The 16,600-nt window shown below is 64.8% G+C and carries 16 protein-coding genes; 7 read left to right on the top strand and 9 right to left on the bottom strand.

From position 1 onward, the window contains the following. Nucleotides 1–388: 388 nt before the first annotated feature. From AC0L3E_RS31355 to AC0L3E_RS31345, 3 genes are all read right to left on the bottom strand, one after another. Nucleotides 389–1,183, bottom strand: coding sequence for an SH3 domain-containing protein (locus tag AC0L3E_RS31355; protein ID WP_306462377.1), 795 nt, complete (start codon nt 1,181–1,183; stop codon nt 389–391). A gap of 324 nt (nt 1,184–1,507) precedes the next feature. After that, the gene (locus AC0L3E_RS31350) at nt 1,508–2,272 is read right to left on the bottom strand and encodes a metallophosphoesterase family protein (RefSeq protein WP_128309961.1); all 765 of its coding nucleotides are present in this window, start codon (nt 2,270–2,272) and stop codon (nt 1,508–1,510) included. 76 nt (nt 2,273–2,348) lie between these two features. Next, entirely contained in the window at nt 2,349–2,705 is a 357-nt protein-coding gene (locus AC0L3E_RS31345) for an ArsR/SmtB family transcription factor (RefSeq protein ID WP_127260980.1), read from the bottom strand. A gap of 208 nt (nt 2,706–2,913) precedes the next feature. Between AC0L3E_RS31345 and AC0L3E_RS31340 the strand changes: the two genes are divergently transcribed. Then, a complete protein-coding gene (locus AC0L3E_RS31340) occupies nt 2,914–4,092 on the top strand; it encodes an MFS transporter (RefSeq protein ID WP_473606470.1) in 1,179 nt (392 codons plus the stop codon). A 22-nt stretch (nt 4,093–4,114) separates the two neighbouring features. Here the strand turns inward: AC0L3E_RS31340 and AC0L3E_RS31335 are convergent, their stop codons facing one another. After that, nucleotides 4,115–4,573: a MarR family winged helix-turn-helix transcriptional regulator gene (locus AC0L3E_RS31335; RefSeq protein WP_128309381.1), complete on the bottom strand. Its 459-nt coding sequence runs from the start codon at nt 4,571–4,573 to the stop codon at nt 4,115–4,117. 206 nt (nt 4,574–4,779) lie between these two features. Between AC0L3E_RS31335 and AC0L3E_RS31330 the strand changes: the two genes are divergently transcribed. Further along, complete coding sequence (locus AC0L3E_RS31330; protein ID WP_128309380.1) at nt 4,780–5,574, top strand: SDR family NAD(P)-dependent oxidoreductase; 795 nt, start codon at nt 4,780–4,782, stop codon at nt 5,572–5,574. Between the two features lie 173 nt (nt 5,575–5,747). Here the strand turns inward: AC0L3E_RS31330 and AC0L3E_RS31325 are convergent, their stop codons facing one another. Then, nucleotides 5,748–6,347, bottom strand: coding sequence for a LysE family translocator (locus AC0L3E_RS31325; RefSeq protein WP_128309379.1), 600 nt, complete (start codon nt 6,345–6,347; stop codon nt 5,748–5,750). A gap of 98 nt (nt 6,348–6,445) precedes the next feature. On the opposite strand from AC0L3E_RS31325, the gene AC0L3E_RS31320 reads away from it, so the two are divergent. Next, nucleotides 6,446–7,315 (top strand): LysR substrate-binding domain-containing protein, encoded by an 870-nt coding sequence (locus AC0L3E_RS31320; protein ID WP_128309382.1) that lies wholly within the window; start codon nt 6,446–6,448, stop codon nt 7,313–7,315. 342 nt (nt 7,316–7,657) lie between these two features. On the opposite strand, the gene AC0L3E_RS31315 is transcribed toward AC0L3E_RS31320, so the two are convergent. From AC0L3E_RS31315 to AC0L3E_RS31305, 3 genes are all read right to left on the bottom strand, one after another. Further along, a complete protein-coding gene (locus AC0L3E_RS31315) occupies nt 7,658–8,308 on the bottom strand; it encodes a dihydrofolate reductase family protein (RefSeq protein WP_128309378.1) in 651 nt (216 codons plus the stop codon). 108 nt (nt 8,309–8,416) lie between these two features. Further along, complete coding sequence (locus AC0L3E_RS31310; protein ID WP_164898785.1) at nt 8,417–9,259, bottom strand: protein-L-isoaspartate O-methyltransferase family protein; 843 nt, start codon at nt 9,257–9,259, stop codon at nt 8,417–8,419. 81 nt (nt 9,260–9,340) lie between these two features. Next, complete coding sequence (locus AC0L3E_RS31305; RefSeq protein WP_127271218.1) at nt 9,341–10,705, bottom strand: Nramp family divalent metal transporter; 1,365 nt, start codon at nt 10,703–10,705, stop codon at nt 9,341–9,343. A gap of 233 nt (nt 10,706–10,938) precedes the next feature. Between AC0L3E_RS31305 and mntR the strand changes: the two genes are divergently transcribed. Together mntR and AC0L3E_RS31295 are read left to right on the top strand one after the other, a co-directional pair. After that, complete coding sequence (mntR, locus tag AC0L3E_RS31300) at nt 10,939–11,388, top strand: manganese-binding transcriptional regulator MntR (protein ID WP_127271216.1); 450 nt, start codon at nt 10,939–10,941, stop codon at nt 11,386–11,388. A gap of 90 nt (nt 11,389–11,478) precedes the next feature. Further along, nucleotides 11,479–11,667, top strand: a complete 189-nt coding sequence (locus AC0L3E_RS31295) for a hypothetical protein (protein ID WP_127321885.1) — start codon at nt 11,479–11,481, stop codon at nt 11,665–11,667. A gap of 157 nt (nt 11,668–11,824) precedes the next feature. Here AC0L3E_RS31295 and AC0L3E_RS31290 read toward each other — a convergent pair whose 3' ends face one another. Continuing rightward, nucleotides 11,825–13,894 carry a hypothetical protein gene (locus AC0L3E_RS31290; protein WP_473606469.1) on the bottom strand — a complete coding sequence of 690 codons (2,070 nt, stop codon included), beginning with the start codon at nt 13,892–13,894 and terminating at the stop codon, nt 11,825–11,827. Between the two features lie 187 nt (nt 13,895–14,081). Between AC0L3E_RS31290 and ypfJ the strand changes: the two genes are divergently transcribed. Both ypfJ and AC0L3E_RS31280 read left to right on the top strand, forming a co-directional pair. After that, complete coding sequence (gene ypfJ / locus AC0L3E_RS31285) at nt 14,082–14,984, top strand: KPN_02809 family neutral zinc metallopeptidase (RefSeq protein WP_473606468.1); 903 nt, start codon at nt 14,082–14,084, stop codon at nt 14,982–14,984. A gap of 155 nt (nt 14,985–15,139) precedes the next feature. Continuing rightward, nucleotides 15,140–16,405, top strand: coding sequence for a TCR/Tet family MFS transporter (locus AC0L3E_RS31280; protein WP_473606467.1), 1,266 nt, complete (start codon nt 15,140–15,142; stop codon nt 16,403–16,405). The last annotated feature ends 195 nt before the right edge of the window (nt 16,406–16,600 follow it).

Here is a 16,600-nt window from a genome sequence, read left to right as displayed (position 1 = left end):
CCAGGCATCTCCCCCTCAAGGGGCAGGGCTATCGCATATGGACTCCTGAGATGTCTGCCTGGCACGGACCCCCACCCCTAACCCCTCCCCACAAGGGGGAGGGAGACTCCAGTCGGCGCTGACAACGGCAAACTGCCAATGTTTCAGACGCCAAAAGGATCGGTGCGCGGCAGCGTTCCCTCCCCCTTGTGGGGAGGGTCCTTCTTCGCAAGAACCCATATGCGATAGCCCTGCCTCAAGGGGGGAGATCGGACGTCGCGATCATTTTCGCCAATTTTCGACGTTAGAAAAAAGCTGTGAAGTTGAAGCTGCCAATCTCCCCACTTGAGGGGGAGATGTCCGGCAGGACAGAGGGGGGCGCTGTCCCGCCGACATCCAAAGAGTCCGGCTAATTCCCCGACACCAATGTATCCGTGATCTCAAACCGCTCGGCGTCGCCGATGCGGATCATGTTGAGGCTGCCTTCCCGGGTGAAGCGGAAGTCTCCGGGCGCGTCGGAACCAGCCGGCTGGCCGGCACGGAAGGAGATGATGCGCGTGCCGCCGTCGGGCCAGGTCACAGTGATGTTCGCCTTGTCGGCGGTGTGCACCACGCTGACCTTGCAGCGCTCCATCGGCTGGCCGACATAGCGGGCGCAGGGAATCTCGGGATCCGGCGGGACGTCAGGCACCGCCAGCGCCCGTACGTACGCATCCTGCATCGCGGCGCGGCCGATTTCGGCGGCGGATTTTGGCGTGCTTTCGGCTGCCGGGCCGGCGCCGCCAAGCCGCGCTGTCAGGTCGGGCGGCGGGACCGGCGCGCTGTTGGCTGAGCCAGTAGCCTGCGATTGATCCGGCGCCAAGGCGTGCCCGGCGTCATTGGCGCTGCCGGTGGAGGCAACCACCGGCGCATCGGCCGGTCTTGTCTCGCCTTCGACATAGGGGGCCGGATTGAGGGGGATGAGATAGCGCGCCGGCGCCCAGCCGCTCAGCTTCTCCTTGCCCGTGCTTTCGACCTTGCACCATTTGTAGCCGTTGATGTCGTTGCAGCCGAGATTGGTGACCATGTCGCCGCTGCTCAGCCGCGCCTCGACCGTGGCGACCGGCGATGCGGTGGTGCGGACTTTGAGAAGGTCGTCCGGCGCCAGGCCGGTGACGACGGAGATAACGAGCTCCGGCGCCTCTTGGGCCATCTCTTCAGCCATAGCGGGGGCAATCACCGGCCACGCCGTCATCAACAGCGGAGCCGCAATCAGCGCATGGAGGGTTGTTCGGAGCGTAACTGTGCGCCTCATCGTTTGGCCGTGCGCTGATACCGTGCCGCGGCGGATCGAGCCCGCCGCAAGCCCGGCCGGTTTTATAAGGGACGACGCGGCGCCATGTAAGCCCGAAAATTCGGCTCGCCGTTTCGCCAGCCTCAACCCGGACCGCCGGGCCGTGAGGCAGCTCAGCCGGACGGGCATGAACGCCAGAGCGTTCAGCCGGGCATGAACGCAAGAGCGTTCAGCCGGGCATGAACGCAAGAGCGTTCAGCCGGGCAGGGGCATGAACCCGGTTCTGAGCGCGTGAGCCCATTCCGGCCGGCCCGCCTGTTCGGCCTGCCTGGCGGCCGCCTCGTGGTCGTAGTCAACGGCGATGGCCTCGAAGCGGTCGGGCTGGCCGTTGCTGCCCAAGGTGACGATGCCGTAGCGCGCATGCGCCGAGCCCTGCTCGGAGACATGCGCCGGCGGCGTGGAATCGTCATAGGCAGGGCAGCCGATGCTGCCCGGATTGAAGATGACGGGACCATCGGGGACGCGGATCAGTTCCGCGCGGTGGCTGTGGCCGCACAGCGCGATGCGGCAAGCCGGGTCGAGCGCCTTCAGCCGCCGCCGGATCGCCGCCAGCGGCGCGCGCACCAGCTGGCCATTGACGATGGTATCGGCGAGATATTTCTCGTCATGGTCGGGACGGGCGTGGAAAGCGATGATTCCGGGTGCGATCTCCAGCGTCAGCGGCTGGGCGAAAAGCATCTGGCGCTGCGTCTCGGTCAGCCGCTCCTGCGCATAGACATCGGAGGGCCACATGGTGTCATCAGCGGGGTCGGCGGCGACACGGCGGTCGTGGTTGCCGCGCACCGTCGGCAGGTTCAGCGCCTCCAACCGCGCAAACGTCTCGCGCGGCCAGAGCGGGCCGGAAACGCTGTCACCGAGATTGACGGTCAGGTCGGCGCCGCCGCGCCGCTCCAGATCTTCAAGCACGGCGTCGAGCGCCAGCACATTGCCGTGGATATCGGCGAGTACGGCGATGCGCATTTTCGGAAGGCTCCTGTGTGACGCCGCTTTTCCTTTTGCCCACGTCCGTGGGGCGAGGAACCCAAGTTCTGCAAGGTCAGGCGTGGATTTCGATGTCGTGGCCGCCGACCGCCGGCAGTGCCGGATCGTCGCCGGCGGCGGCGATGACGCTGTCGAGCAGGCCGGGGAAGCGGGCGTCGAGATCGGCGCGGCGCAGTGTGATCATGCGGTTGGTGCCGACCACTTCGGCGCGGGTGACGCCGGCCTCGCGCAGTTTGGCCAGGTGGTAGCTCAGATTGGTCTTCGAGCCGAAATCGAGGAACTGGCTGCAGTTCAGCGGCACGCCCTGCTTGCTGGCGAGATAGCGCACGATGGCGAGCCGGGTCGGGTCGCCGAGCACGCCAAGCACAATCGGCAGGCTGATCTGGTCCGTATTGGGGTGTGGCAAGGTCATGGCTCGAAACTAAGCACAGTCGGGTCCGATTTCAACGCATCCATCATTGTTGGCCCGCACGCGACCTTTCTCCGTCTGGCGCCGATGCTTCCGACCTGTCCTGACACAGGGCTGTCAGGAAGGTTCAGCTATTTTTCCCTGGCTTCATTGACATGATGCCCTATTGTGTCCAATTGTTCAATAACTTTTGAACTAAGGACATCCCGCCATGGACAAGCGCCTTTTCTGGCTCGCGCTCGGATCGTTCACGATCTCGACCGAAGGCTTCGTCATCTCCAGCCTTCTGCCCGACATCGCGGCGGATGCCGGTATCTCCATTCCGCTGGCCGGCACGCTGATCACCGCCTTTGCGCTCGCCTATGCGATCGGCACGCCGATCCTGGCGACGCTGACAGGCGAGTGGGACCGGCGCCGCGTCATCCTGTGGACGCTGGTGTTCTTCGTGCTCGGCAACGTCGCCGCTGCCTTGAGTTCCTCCTTCGAACTGCTGCTGATCGCGCGCATCGTCATGGCGCTGTCGTCGGGCCTGTTCGCCGCAACCGCGCAAGGCACCGCGGTGGCGCTGGTCGATGACCATCACCGGGCGCGTGCCATCGCCGTCGTCGTCGGCGGCACCACGGTGGCCGTTGCCCTGGGTGCGCCACTGGGCGCGCTCGTTGCCACCGTTGCCGGCTGGCGCGGAACCTTTTTTGCCATCGCCGGCCTTGGCGCGCTTGCCGGCGCGATCCTTTGGTACCGGCTGCCGCGGGGCATCGTTGGCACCAGGCTGCCCTTGGAGCGCAGGCTGGCGGCAGCGCTGCGTCCCGGCGTGATGCCGATCCTGTTGACGACAGTGCTGGCGCTGATCGGCGCCTTCACCGTCTTTGCCTATGTCGCGCCGCTTGCCATCGAGGGCGGCGGTCTCAGCCAGATCGCGCTGCCCGGCATGCTGCTCGCCTTCGGCGTCGGCGCCGTCATCGGCAACATTGGCGGCGGCCAGGCTGCCGACCGGTTCGGCGCGACCCGCACCGTCGGCTGGTCGTTGGCGCTGAGTGCCGGCATGCTGGTCCTGCTGTCGGTCATCCCGACCTTTCTGCCGCCGCATATTGCCGGACCGGCGCTGATGGCGATGATGGTGCCGTGGGGCATCGTCGGCTGGGCCTTCCCGCCGGCGCAGGCCAGCCGCATCATCAAGCTGGCGCCCGACGCCGCCCCGATCGTGCTGTCGCTCAACGCCTCGGCGCTCTATCTCGGCGTGGCGCTGGGCGCCGTGGTCGGTGGCGCCGTGCTGCGCTACGGCGCGCCGGCCGATCTTGGCCTGGTCGCCGCGATCTTCCCGATCATCGGGCTTGGCATCGTGGTGGCCGGCCGCCGGGCGGCTCGGCCTGTAGAGATGCCTGCCGAGTAGAGTCTTTTGGCAGACGCTGGCCTCAGGGTCTGGCCGGCGGCAGATCGAAATCCAGCGCGGCGATGTCATCCAGCGCCGCGCGCAGCTTTTCAGCCTTGTCCCTGCCGACGACATGCTCGAAACGCTGCTGAGCGATCTGCCACAGTTTCATCGCCGCCTCGAGCTTGGCCAGCCCCTGCGGCGTCAGCCGCACACGCTTGACGCGGCGGTCGTCCGGGTCGGCGAAGGTCTCGACATAGCCGTCGCGGATCAGTGGCTTCAGCGTATGGCCGAGCGCCGACAGGTCCATGATCAGCGACGCGGCGATGGCCCCCATCGCCGGCTCGTCGCCGATATGGATCTGGTAGAGCAGGCCCTGCTGTGTCGCCTTGAGGCCTGACGGCTCCACCACATCATCATAAAACTTGCCGAGCTTGCGCGCCGCGCGGCGCAGCGCGGCGTTGTTGCAGAGCGTGAGGCCGGGCAAGTTGTCCTTTGACATGATGGTCCTTGGCGCCGGCGAATGAGGCCCGGCTGCACCCCTCAAATAATCCCCGTCCGTATCATTGACAAGATAGTGGCATATGCCTACTTCCCAATTAGTGGTATATGCCACTAAATCAATCACGCGGCTTTCGGTAGCGCGGCAGATGCCACGGCGCCGGGTCAGTCGAAACGAACCAGATCAGTCGAAGAAGGAACAGGACAATGAGTGGACAGGGCAACAAGGGCACGGCGGTCGTCACCGGTGCTTCGTCGGGCATCGGCGCGGTCTATGCCGACCGGCTGGCGGGGCAGGGCTACGATCTGGTGCTGGTCGCGCGGCGCGCCGACCGGCTGGAGGAACTGGCCGGGAAGCTGCGCCAGACCTACAGCCGCAAGGTCAGCGTGATCAGCGCCGACCTTTCCAACGACGACGACGTCCGCCGCGTCGAACAGGCGATCGCCAGCGACGACAGCGTGACGCTGCTGGTCAATAATGCCGGCCTTGGCGGCCAGTCCGTGGTGGCAACCGCCGATGCGGACGCTGCCGAACGCATGATCAAGGTCAATGTCATCGCCCTGACGCGGCTGACCCGTGCCGTGCTGCCGGGGTTTTTGGCGCGCAACCGAGGTGCGGTCGTCAACATCGCCTCGGTGCTCGCCTATGAGACCTCGTTCGGCGGCATCTACAGCGGTACCAAGGCCTATGTCGTCAACTTCACCGAGGCTCTGCACCGCGAGGTCGAGGGTACGGAGGTGAAGGTGCAGGTGGTGCTGCCGGGCGCGACACGGACGGATTTCTGGGAGCTTGCCGGCAGCGATATCGACCAGCTTCCAAAGGAAATCATCATGAGCGCCGACGATATGGTGGATGCGGCCCTTGTCGGCCTTGCCAGGGGTGAAGCTGTCACCGTGCCGGCGCTCGCCGAGCCGGCCAAACTGGACATTTTCCTCGGTGCCCGGCAGGCCTTCTACGGCAGCCTGCACGCCGACAAGCCGGCAGCCCGCTACGCGGCTTGAGGGTCTAGGCTGGTTCGCTTTACGAACCAAAAGGGCCCTCATCCGGCCGCTTCGCGGCCACCTTCTCCCCGCTGGGGAGAAGAGACCGGCGCCGGCGCTGACAATCTCCTCTCCCCGAGGGGGGAGGTCAGCCGAGCGAAGCGGAGGCTGGGTGAGGGGGCCTTGCGTCCAACTCAGGCCGTCCGCCACATCGGAATGATCGAGGCGGCCAGCACCAGTGCCAGCACGATGTTGAGCGCGCGCCATTGCCATTCGGTCTTGAGCAGTCGCGCCAGCACCATGCCGGCCACGCACCACAGTGAAAGCGAGGCGGCGGCCGCGAGGCCGAAGGTGGCGCCGAGCAGCAGCGCAAGTTGCACCGGTCCGCTGGCCAGCGCCGCGAACGAGGCCGCGGCGCCTAGACCCATCCCCCAGCCTTTCGGGTTCATCCATTGAATGCCGGCGCCGCCCAGAAAGCTGTTCGGCCTGGCCATGCTCACATCCAGATTGGGCGGTCCGCTGCGGCCGATCTTGATCGCCAGCCAGAGGAGATAGAGCGAGCCGACGACCTTCATGGCCAGTTGCAGCGAAGGCACGGCAAGCAGCAGACCGGCAAGCCCGGCGGCAGCAGCACCCGTGACGGTGGCGAGGCCGGCGGCGCTGCCGACCAGCAGGGGCACGGAACGGCGAAAGCCGAACTGCGCGCCGGACGCCGTAGACAGGGTCGTGGCGATGCCGGGCGTGGTGGTGGCGACGATGGCAAAAAGGATGAGCGGGAGAATGGGCTCGAGCATGCGGCGTCCTCTGTCAGAGGGCTGCGATCGTAGCTGCGTGCGAACGTCAGTAAATGCAATGTTTGCTATGGTCAGCATTAGGATAGATAATGCCACCCATGATCCGAAATCTCGACATGGCGCTGATCCGCACCTTCATCACCGTCGCCGACAAGGCCAGCATGACGGCGGCGGCCAATGCGCTGCACCTGACGCAAGGTGCTGTCAGCCAGCAGGTCAAGCGGCTGGAGGAGGCGCTCGGCTCCAGCCTGTTTACGCGCGACCGGCGCGGCTTGCGGCTGACGCGCGCCGGTGAACAGCTGTTCGGCAGGGGCAAGCGGTTGCTGGCCTTGAATGACGAGATCTGGGCCGAGATGGCTGGGACTTTGGTGGCCGGCCAGGTGCGGCTCGGCGTGCCCTATGACCTTGTCGGCACCTTGCTGGCGCCGGTGCTGAAGACCTATGCCGAGACCTATCCGCAGGTCGAGATATCGCTGGTCTGCGCCTCGTCGCCGGAATTGGCGGCTGCCCTTGCGGCCGGGACCATCGACCTTGCGGTGATCGAGGAACGCGTCGGCCCGTCGGCCGGTGAGTGCCTTGCCATCGACCGGCTGGTCTGGGTCGGCGCCAAAGGCGGCGCTGCCCGCGCCAAGCGGCCGCTGCCGGTTTCGATCGTCGCCGACACCTGCGCCTTCCGCCCGGCGGTGCTGGCGGCGCTCGGCGAGCATGGGCTGGAGTGGCGCACCGTGTTCGAAAACGGCAACATCGACGCGACGACGGCGACGGTGCGGTCGGACCTCGCCGTCACCGCCTGGCTGGCCACCACCGTGCCGGCAGATCTCGACATATTGCCATCGGAGTCCGGCCTGCCGCCGCTGCCGAATTTTGCCATCAACCTGCATCTGCCGAGGCACGGTGTCGGGCCGGCGGCGCAGGAATTCGCGCGGCATATCCGCGACGGGCTGGCGCGGCGGCCGGTGGCGGCTTGAGCCAGGCAGAACTTTGGTTCCTCTCCCCGTCGATCGGGGGAGAGGTGTCGAGTTGTCCGAACCGGATAGATGGGTAACAGAATGGACCGATAGCATGGGTGACAGTTTTCTTGCTGGTCGGGTATGCCTCTTGCGGCGGCGGCGCGATTGACGAGCGGCTTCCCCCACTCCGTCGCTGCTTCGCAGCGCCACCTCTCCCCCCTCCGGAGGGAGAGGAAGGGAGCCAACCTTTCTAAAGCTCGCGCCTTTCCTCTACCCGTCGATCGGGGGAGAGGTGGCTCGGCGAAGCCGAGACGGAGTGGGGGTCGATCTTTCATCGTGGGGCGAGGAACCCAGGTCCTGCTACTTCCAATTCCTGCGCCGTTCGAGCTCGGCCTCGGATGGCTCCCCTGTGACAAACGAGCCGACCTTGATCTCGCCTGATCGTTCGTAGGTCGCCATGATGACGCCTGTGCTGGTTGCCTGCGACTTGGCAAGCTTGAAGGCGGCCGGCATCGCGCTGTCGCCGAACAGCCGCTTGCCCTTGCCCAGCAACAGCGGGAAGATCATCAGCCGAATTTCGTCGATCAGCCCGTTGGCGAGCAAGGTCTGGATCAGATCGCCAGATCCCTGGATGAGCAGGTCAGGGCCATCCTCCTGCTTGAGACGGCGCAACTCCGCAACGATATCAGGCCCGAGCGATTGCGTGTTCTGCCAGGTGAGGGTGTCAGGCCGATGCGTCGCCACATATTTGGTCGCGGGGTTGAAGGCATCCGCGATCGGATCTTTCTGATACGGCCAGTAGGCGGCGAAGATGTCGTAGGTTCTGCGGCCGAGCAGCAGGGCGAAAGGCTTGGAGAACAGTTCATCCATCGCCGCGCCCCCCGCCTCGTCGAAGTAATGGAAGGTCCAGCCGCCGAACTTGAAGCCGCCGACCGGATCCTCATGCGGGCCGCCGGGCGCCTGCATGACGCCGTCGAGGCTGACGAATGTCGCCGAGATGATCTTTCTCATTCCAATGCTCCCGTTCTTCGATCCACGCCGTCTTGGCCGGACTTCAGCCCAAGGACGGGCGACGAGCCACCGGTCCGACAGGACATAGGAAATTTTGGCGAACCTCCATCATTTGCGAGGCCCGGGGTGGAGATCTTCCGACGAGAACCAGACATCGCCCGATATGGCGGTGGCGGTGGCGTCAGGCGCCTTGTCCTGGACCAGCCAGATCGAGCGGCTGCGCGCGGCCTGCTCGCGCGTCGGGATCCTCGACGCTGAGTCTGCGAGCGAGGCGCCGACGCAGGGAATGAACCACGATCGCATGAACGGATCGCAGGCGAAGCCTTTTTCGGTGCGGATCACCATCACCGCCAGCGGGACGCGCTCGGCCGGGCGCCAGGGGAAGATCATGCGGCCGCCGGGCCGCAGCGCCTTCAGCCACCCTGCTGGTGGCGCTGCGACGCCAGCATTGACGTAGATGATGTCGGATGGCGGCAGGGGCGTCGTCACCGCATCGCCATGGACGACCGTTGCATTGCCATATGCTTCGAGATTTTTGCGCGCCAGATCGGCCAGTTTTTTGTCGAGTTCGAAGCCGGTGACGGTGCCGCCTGGTAAAACCAGCCTGGCCAGCACGGCGGTGTAGTAGCCGGTGCCGGCGCCGATATGAGTGACGGCCTCGCCAGGTTTAGGCGCAAGCTTTCCGATCCACATGGCATGCAGGAAGGGCTCGCCATTGTTGATGCCCTTGTCGTCGTCGAGCGTCACCAGCACGTTCTGGTAGACATGGGCCGGGTCGGCGCTCGGCGTCGTGACCTTGCCGTTGCCGGCGATGACCGTCCACGGCCCGGGACCGAGAAACGCCTCGCGCGGCACCTCGGTGAAAGCCGCTTCCAGGCGTGGGTCGGGCGAGCCGGCATGGGCGACCAGCAGCCGCGCGTAGAATTTCCTGATGTCTTCGATCCGGGCCATGCTGCGGGACAACATAGCGCGGATTGCCGATTTGTCGCGAGACTACCCTTGGCGCACGGTAGTCGATTTTCGAAGCGGAGCTTAGCCGATGCCGAACATGGTGTCGTAGAGCAGCTTGAAGTTGAGCCCCAGGATGACCGCGGCGACTACCCAGGCAAGGGCGGCGACGCCGCGCGGAATGGCGAGATTGCCCATCTTCTTTTTGTCGGAGACGAACTGCACCAGCGGGACGACCGCGAAGGGCAACTGCATCGACAGGATCACCTGGCTGAACACCAGCAACTGGCCGGTGCCCTTTTCGCCATAGAGCGCGGTGACGACCACCACCGGGATGATGGCGAGGCCGCGCGTCAAGAGCCGGCGTGCCCAGTTGGGGATGCGCAGGCGCAGGAAACCCTCCATGACGATCTGGCCGGCAAGCGTTGCGGTCACCGTCGAGTTCAGGCCGGAAGCCAGCAGCGCCACCGCGAACAGGATCGAGGCGATGCCAAGGCCGAGCAGCGGCGACAGCAGCTCGAAAGCCTGGCCGATCTCGGCAACATCCTGATGGCCGGTGTTGTGGAAGGCGACCGCCGACACGATCAGGATCGCGGCATTGACGAACAAAGCCAGCATCAGGGCGATGGTCGAGTCCGTCGTTGCCCATTTGATGGCGTCGCGCTTGCCCTTTTCGGTGCGTTCATAGGCGCGGGTCTGCACGATTGAGGAGTGCAGATAGAGATTGTGCGGCATGACGGTGGCGCCGATGATGCCGATGGCGATGTAGAGCATCTCCGGGTTGGTGACGATCTGCGACGACGGCACGAACATGGCATGCAGGATCGAGCCGGCCGGCGGGGCGGCGACAAAGATCTGGATGGCGAAGCAGCTGAAGATGATGATCAGCAGCGCGACGACGAAAGCTTCGAGATAGCGGAAGCCCTTGTTCATCAGCAGCAGCACGAGGAAGGCGTCGAGCGCCGTCAGCATGGCGCCGCCGATAAGCGGAATGCCGAACAGGAGCTGCAGCGCGATAGCGGTGCCGATGACCTCGGCCAGATCGCAGGCGATGATGGCCAGTTCGCAGGCAATCCACAGCACGAAATTGACCGGACGGGGATAGTAGGCGCGGCAGGCCTGGGCGAGGTCGCGGCCGGTGGCGATGCCGAGCCGTGCCGCCAGCGCCTGCAAAAGGATCGCCATCAGGTTGGACAGCATGATGATGAACAGCAGCGTGTAGCCGAACTGCGCGCCGCCGGCGAGGTCGGTCGCCCAGTTGCCCGGATCCATATAGCCGACCGAGACCATGTAGCCGGGACCCATGAAGGCGAACAGGCGGCGGAACCAGACCCCCGAACTCGGAACGGCGATCGACGCGTTGACCTCGCGCAGGCTGGGCTCCTCGTCCTCGTCGGGCCTGGCGAACCGCCATGAGGAACGGGAGGCTGTGGCTTCGACTTCGGACATGGGGGAGGGCTTTCCGGGAGACTGGGCGATGTTCCCTTAAGCTATGCCATGGCTCAACATTATGCAATATGCTATATTTCATTGTCGGTGCTTTTTATTCTGCTGGCGGTATCGGGCGAACTCGCAATCGGAAGTCCGGTTGCACCTGTTGCGGAATGCAAATAAACGGCCTGAAGAATCAGAGCCCGTGCTATGAAAGCATGGATGGCAAATAGTCCTGGGAGGAGCGCGTATTGGCGCTGAAGAACAGACCGGTCCCGCGCGAGCCGCTGCTTGACGCCGAAATTCATTCGGAGGGCTTCCGGCAGCAGCGCGAAGCGCGCCGCAGCGCGCTGGTCGAGGATTATGTCGAGCTGATCGCCGACCTGATCGAAGACGGCAACGAGGCGCGCCAGGTGGACATCGCCGCACGCCTGGGCGTCGCCCAGCCGACAGTGGCCAAGATGCTGACCAGGCTGTGCGCCGACGGCCTGGTGTCGAGAAAGCCCTATCGCGGCGTGTTCCTGACCGATGCCGGCCGCAAGGTCGCGGAGCAAAGCCGCATCCGCCATCAGACGGTGGAAGCCTTTTTGCGCTCGCTTGGTGTCAGCGCCGAGACGGCGCGCATCGACGCCGAAGGCATCGAGCACCATGTCAGCGCCGAGACGCTGGAAGCTTTCCGCAAGGCGATGACGGCGCGCTGAGCCGCCAGATTTCCGGCGCTGCCGGAACCGTCGCACGCCGGGCACGTTGCTCCCGACAGCGCGCGTTTTGTCGCGCGAACGGAGGAAGCGATGGGCATCGAACAAGCACCGACCGCAAAGGGCAAGCAGGCGGCCGCGGGACTGAAACAGGCGGCGGCGAGGGACGAGCGCAAGACCGAGGCGGAAACCGGCCGTCCGCTTAAAAAGGGCGCGGCGCGTTTCGAGGAACGGTCGAAGAGTTCTGACGGCAAGAGCGCCGGCGCCAAACAGGAAGATTAGGCGTCTGACGTGATTGGCTGCAGGCCAAGGCCGCTGTTGGACGTGGTTTACGTCCTTTCTTGCGGCAGTGTCTATCGCCCTCCGCTATGGCTGCGGGCGTTCGAGCCTTTTGAAAGGTCCAGTGGACCTTTCAATTTGCCTGCGGCAAACCGTTCCCTCACTCCCTGACATCCTGCACCCAGCTGCGCGGGTGGCCGTCGACGCGGAACTGGAAGATGAAATAGGGCGGGATGCAGGTGCCTTTGCCGGCTTTTGCCTGCACCAGATCGTCATAGCCTGCGGTGCAGATATAGTCCTCGCGGCAGGGATGCGCCTTGTCGCAGGCGCGCAGGCCGGCGGTCTTGGTGAATTCCTTCGTGCAGAATTTGTGGTCCTTGCCCGACGCGATGCAGTCGTTGAAGCCGGTCTTGGCCAGACGTCCGCACGTCGCCTCGTCGGGAAGCTTGTCGCAGCTCGCCTTGCGCAGCATGCCACCGGGAAAGCCGCCGGTCTTCTGCTGCGGATTGTCGTAGCGCTGGCGCGCCGCGCCATAGCCGGCGAGCTTGACCGGCGGCTTCTTGTCCCGCGCCGGGTCGATGGCGCAGGCCTTGGCGGTGGCCGGGGAGAGGCGGCAATACTGGTCGTTGCCCCAACTCGACATCCTGATCTCGCCGAACTCGACCGGGTCGCCGACGGCCGTGCCGGCCTCGCTGACGCAGGTGCCGAAGCCCGGATGGATGGCGCTTTCATGGACGCCAGCGCAGCGCAGGCCGGTGCCGCAGGTCCAGTCCTTGAAACTTGGGTCCTCGCCGCGATAGCAGATCGAGCCCCAGCCATTGTAGAGGTCGGTGCCTTTCAGCGCCTCGGCATATCTGGCGTCCGGACGGGCGGCGAAGCCGCGCGTAAAGTCCGGGTGACTGCCGGCGGCGAACTGCTCGACGATGGCGCGGCGGCGCGGCAGGTCGGCGAAGAACACAGCCGAGCCCGGCACGAAGACGGCGTTGCGGCGCGGCTCGCTGGCCGGATCGGCGCCGGTGTAATGAAAGCCGGCAATGCCATGCGTCTGATGGCAACCGGTGCAGCTCATCTCGTTGAGCCGCAATTTGAAGCCGGCCGCCGACTTGATGGTGGCGAGCGTATTGCCCCTGGCGACGTAGTCCTTCAGCGCCTTGTCGATGTCGGCGTCGTCGACCAGCCCGTAGACGATGTTGTTCTGCGACCGGCTGAGGCCGCCGGGTGCGACGGAGACGGCGCTCCTGGCCAGGAATTTTTCATCGATGACCAGCCGGCCATGGTCGAGGTCGTAGATGTTGCGGTCAGTGAGCAGCCATCTGGCAAAGGACGGCTTGTCGGCCAGCACGGTGGCGCGGTCGATCTGGTTTTCCATCTTCGCTTCATAGAAGCTGGACGTCGCCGGATCCCATTTGAAGATCTTCAGGAGGTATTCGGCATGACCGCCGAAATCGCGCCGCGTCGAGGCAGACAGGCGCAGCACCTGCATGTTGAGTTCGAGTCGCATGATCTGGGACGAATTGAGCATGGCGCCCGACAGCGGCCCCTCGTCGGAGCGCAGCCAGGCGGCAAGCTGGTCGGGCGGCAGGTCCTTTTTTCCGGCTGCCAGCCAGCGCTGGGCAATATCGCCGCAGGACACATCGGTGGCGCCTGGCAGGCCCTTGGAGGCGCGCGCTTGTGCCTGCCTGGGTTTGGCGTTGAACACCAGGCTCATGGTCAACGGCAGCCGCGAGGAAATGCGCTGGCCCGCCTTTCCCTTCACCGGCTTTTCAGCGATCGAATAGTGGAAGCGGTAGATCAGCCGGATCTCGCCGCATTCGGTGTGGCCGAGATAGCCGCGGTCCATGCGGTTGACAACGCCGGTGAGGTCCAGCGTCGAGCCGTCGTCGTCGATGTATTTTGGATTGAATTTCTGGCTGGTGTCCTTCGATCTGGCCATGTCGGCGACATAGGGGTCCGGACTGGTCTTCGGCTCGTCGGCGATCTGCTGCTTGACTGTGTCGCGCACTGTCGCCAAAGCCGGTACCGAGAACAGACCGCGATTGTCGACCTCGCGGGTCAGGCCGAGCGCTGGCCCCAGCAGGCGGCTGATCGACAGTCCGCCGCGTTCCAATGCCTGCAAGGTGGCGGGGTCGGTGACGGCAACGCTGGAATCGAGCGTCACCGCGCCGGCTACCGGCGTGCCGAGGCAAAACAACGCCGCAATCAGCGACAGGAACGAACCGATCGTCTTCAAGCCCAATACATCCCCCATCCACGAGCAATGCTACAGGCCTTGCGCACTCTCGGCCAGAGCGGTGAGGCCGTCATGCCAGAACCGCCGCGGTCTGGAAAAATGCTGTGACTTGGAGCAACCATTGAGATAGTTGTTTGTTGGGTTGAGCCCCGCAACAACGGGGAAGTTTGCAGCGCGAGGAGTTGCCATGCTCTGGAGAGGTCGTCGTCAGAGTGACAATATCGAGGACGACCGCAGCGGCGGTGGCGGGCTCGGCGGCGGCGGTGGCCAGTTCCGCATTCCGATCGGCGGCCGCACCGGTGGCGGCGGCAGCATCTTCCTCGTCATCCTGGTGGTGCTGGCCGGATGGTATTTCGGCTTCGATCCGTCGACGATCCTGGGTGGCGGCGGCGGACTGGCGCCGGGCGGCGGCGGCCAGATTACCGAGGACAGCGGCTCTGCTACGCCGGCCAATGATGAGATGAAGCAGTTCGTGGCGACCGTGCTGGCCGAGACCGAGGACACGTGGACCGGCATCTTCAAATCGCAGGGGCTGACATATGAGGACCCGAAGCTGGTGCTGTTCAGCGGCCAGATCCGTTCGGCCTGCGGCTCGGCATCGTCGGCCGCCGGGCCGTTCTATTGTCCGGGCGACCACAAGGTCTATCTCGATACAACCTTCTTCCAGCAACTCGACCAACAGTTCGGCGCCTCTGGCGACTTCGCCCAAGCCTATGTGATCGCGCACGAGGTAGGCCACCACGTGCAGAACTTGACGGGCATTATGTCCAAGTTCAACCAGATGCGGCAAGGCATGGACCAGGCGGAGGCCAACCAGATGTCGGTGCGCATCGAGCTGCAAGCCGACTGCTTCGCCGGCGTGTGGGCGCATTTCACCGGGCAGAAGGGCATCTTGGAACAGGGCGATTTCGAAGAGGCGCTCAATGCTGCCCAAAAGATCGGCGACGACACGCTGCAGAAGAAGACGCAAGGCTATGTCGTGCCGGAAAGCTTCAACCACGGCACCTCGCAGCAGCGGCAGACCTGGCTGGCGCGTGGTTACAAGAGCGGCAAGCTGTCGGAGTGCAACACGCTGAGTGGGCCGATCTGACCAGGCCGTTTTCGAGCTTCACCTGCCGGCGATGTTGCCGTCAGGGGCTGTCAGGATGAACGCATCCGGATTGTTCCCTTATTGTTCCTTGCCGCGGGCTCTCCTATAAGTGCGTCCGCCTGCGCCTGAGGGCGAGCAGAGGAGCTTGATCCTGCATGATCGACCCCAAAACCGCCAGACGGGGCCTTGCGCTCGTCTTCACCACGCTGCTGCTCGACATTATCGGCTTCGGCATGATCATGCCGGTGCTGCCGGCCTATCTCAAGGAATTGACCGGGGTCAGCATCAGTGGCGCGGCGATCGAAGGCGGCTGGCTGTTCTTCGTCTATGCGGCGATGCAGTTCGTCTTCGCGCCGATCATGGGTGGCTTGAGCGACCGGTTCGGGCGGCGGCCGATCTTGCTCGCATCGGTGCTGACCTTCTCCATCGACAATCTGATCTGCGCGGTCGCCTGGTCCTACCCGATGCTGTTCATCGGGCGTGTGCTGGCCGGCATTTCAGGCGCCAGCTATTCGACGACTTCAGCCTTCGTCGCCGATATCTCGAACGATGAGAACCGGGCAAAGAATTTCGGCCTGCTCGGTATCGCGTTTGGCGTCGGCTTCGTCATCGGGCCGGTTCTGGGCGGGCTGCTCGGCACGTTCGGGCCGCGCGTGCCATTCTATTTCGCCGCCGGGCTCGCCTTCGTGAATTTCCTCATTGCGTTGTTTTTCCTCCCGGAAACGCTCGATGACAAGCATCGCCGCCGCTTCGAGTGGAAACGCGCCAACCCGGTCGGCACGCTGCTGCAGATGCGCCAATATCAAGGCATCGGCTGGATCGGGCTTGTCTTCTTCCTGATGACGCTCGGACACATGATGTATCCGGCGGTCTGGTCGTTCGTCTCCAGCTACCGCTATGGCTGGAGCGAGCAGCAGATCGGCTTCTCGCTCGGCGCCTTCGGCCTGTGCGGTGCGATCGTCATGGCGACGGTGCTGCCGCGCGTGATCCCGAGGCTTGGCGAGTGGAAGACGGCGGTCATCGGCCTGACATTCACGGCAGCCAGCGCTTTCGGCTATGCCTTCGCGTCGCAAGGCTGGATGATCTATGCGGTGATCGTCGTCGGCTGTCTGGAAGCGCTGGCCGATCCGCCGCTGAGGAGCCTCGCCGCCGCCAAGGTGCCGCCTTCGGCGCAGGGCGAGTTGCAGGGCGCGATGACCTCGATCTTCTCGATCACCTCGATCATCACGCCGCTGCTCTATACGGCGATCTTTTCCTGGTTCACCGAGCCAAGCGCGCCGGTGACCTTCGGCGGTGCGCCCTATCTGGTCGGCGCATGTTTTCTGACGCTGGCGGTCATCGTCTTCGTCACCAAGGTGGCGAGGCCCGCGGCGCGCGCAAATGTCTCCGCCGGCGTCGCCGAAGATGGAGCGCAGGTGTGAGCCACGACAGCCGCATTGCGCTCACCTGGGAGGGCCATCCCAGAAGCCAGCGAGGGCCGGTCGGTGGCTTGGACATTCCGATGCGTTCGCTGTGAAGCGCCAATCGTACCTGACGCTTGCGCCGCCCCTTGTATCTGCACGAGATGATTATGTGCGATGGAAGCGATTGAGCCTCGGGCCGGATGGCCATCCGGC

This window comes from Mesorhizobium sp. WSM4822, from assembly GCF_055811155.1.
Note: the sequence above shows the minus strand (reverse complement) of the source record. Positions and strands in the feature narration are given on the sequence as shown.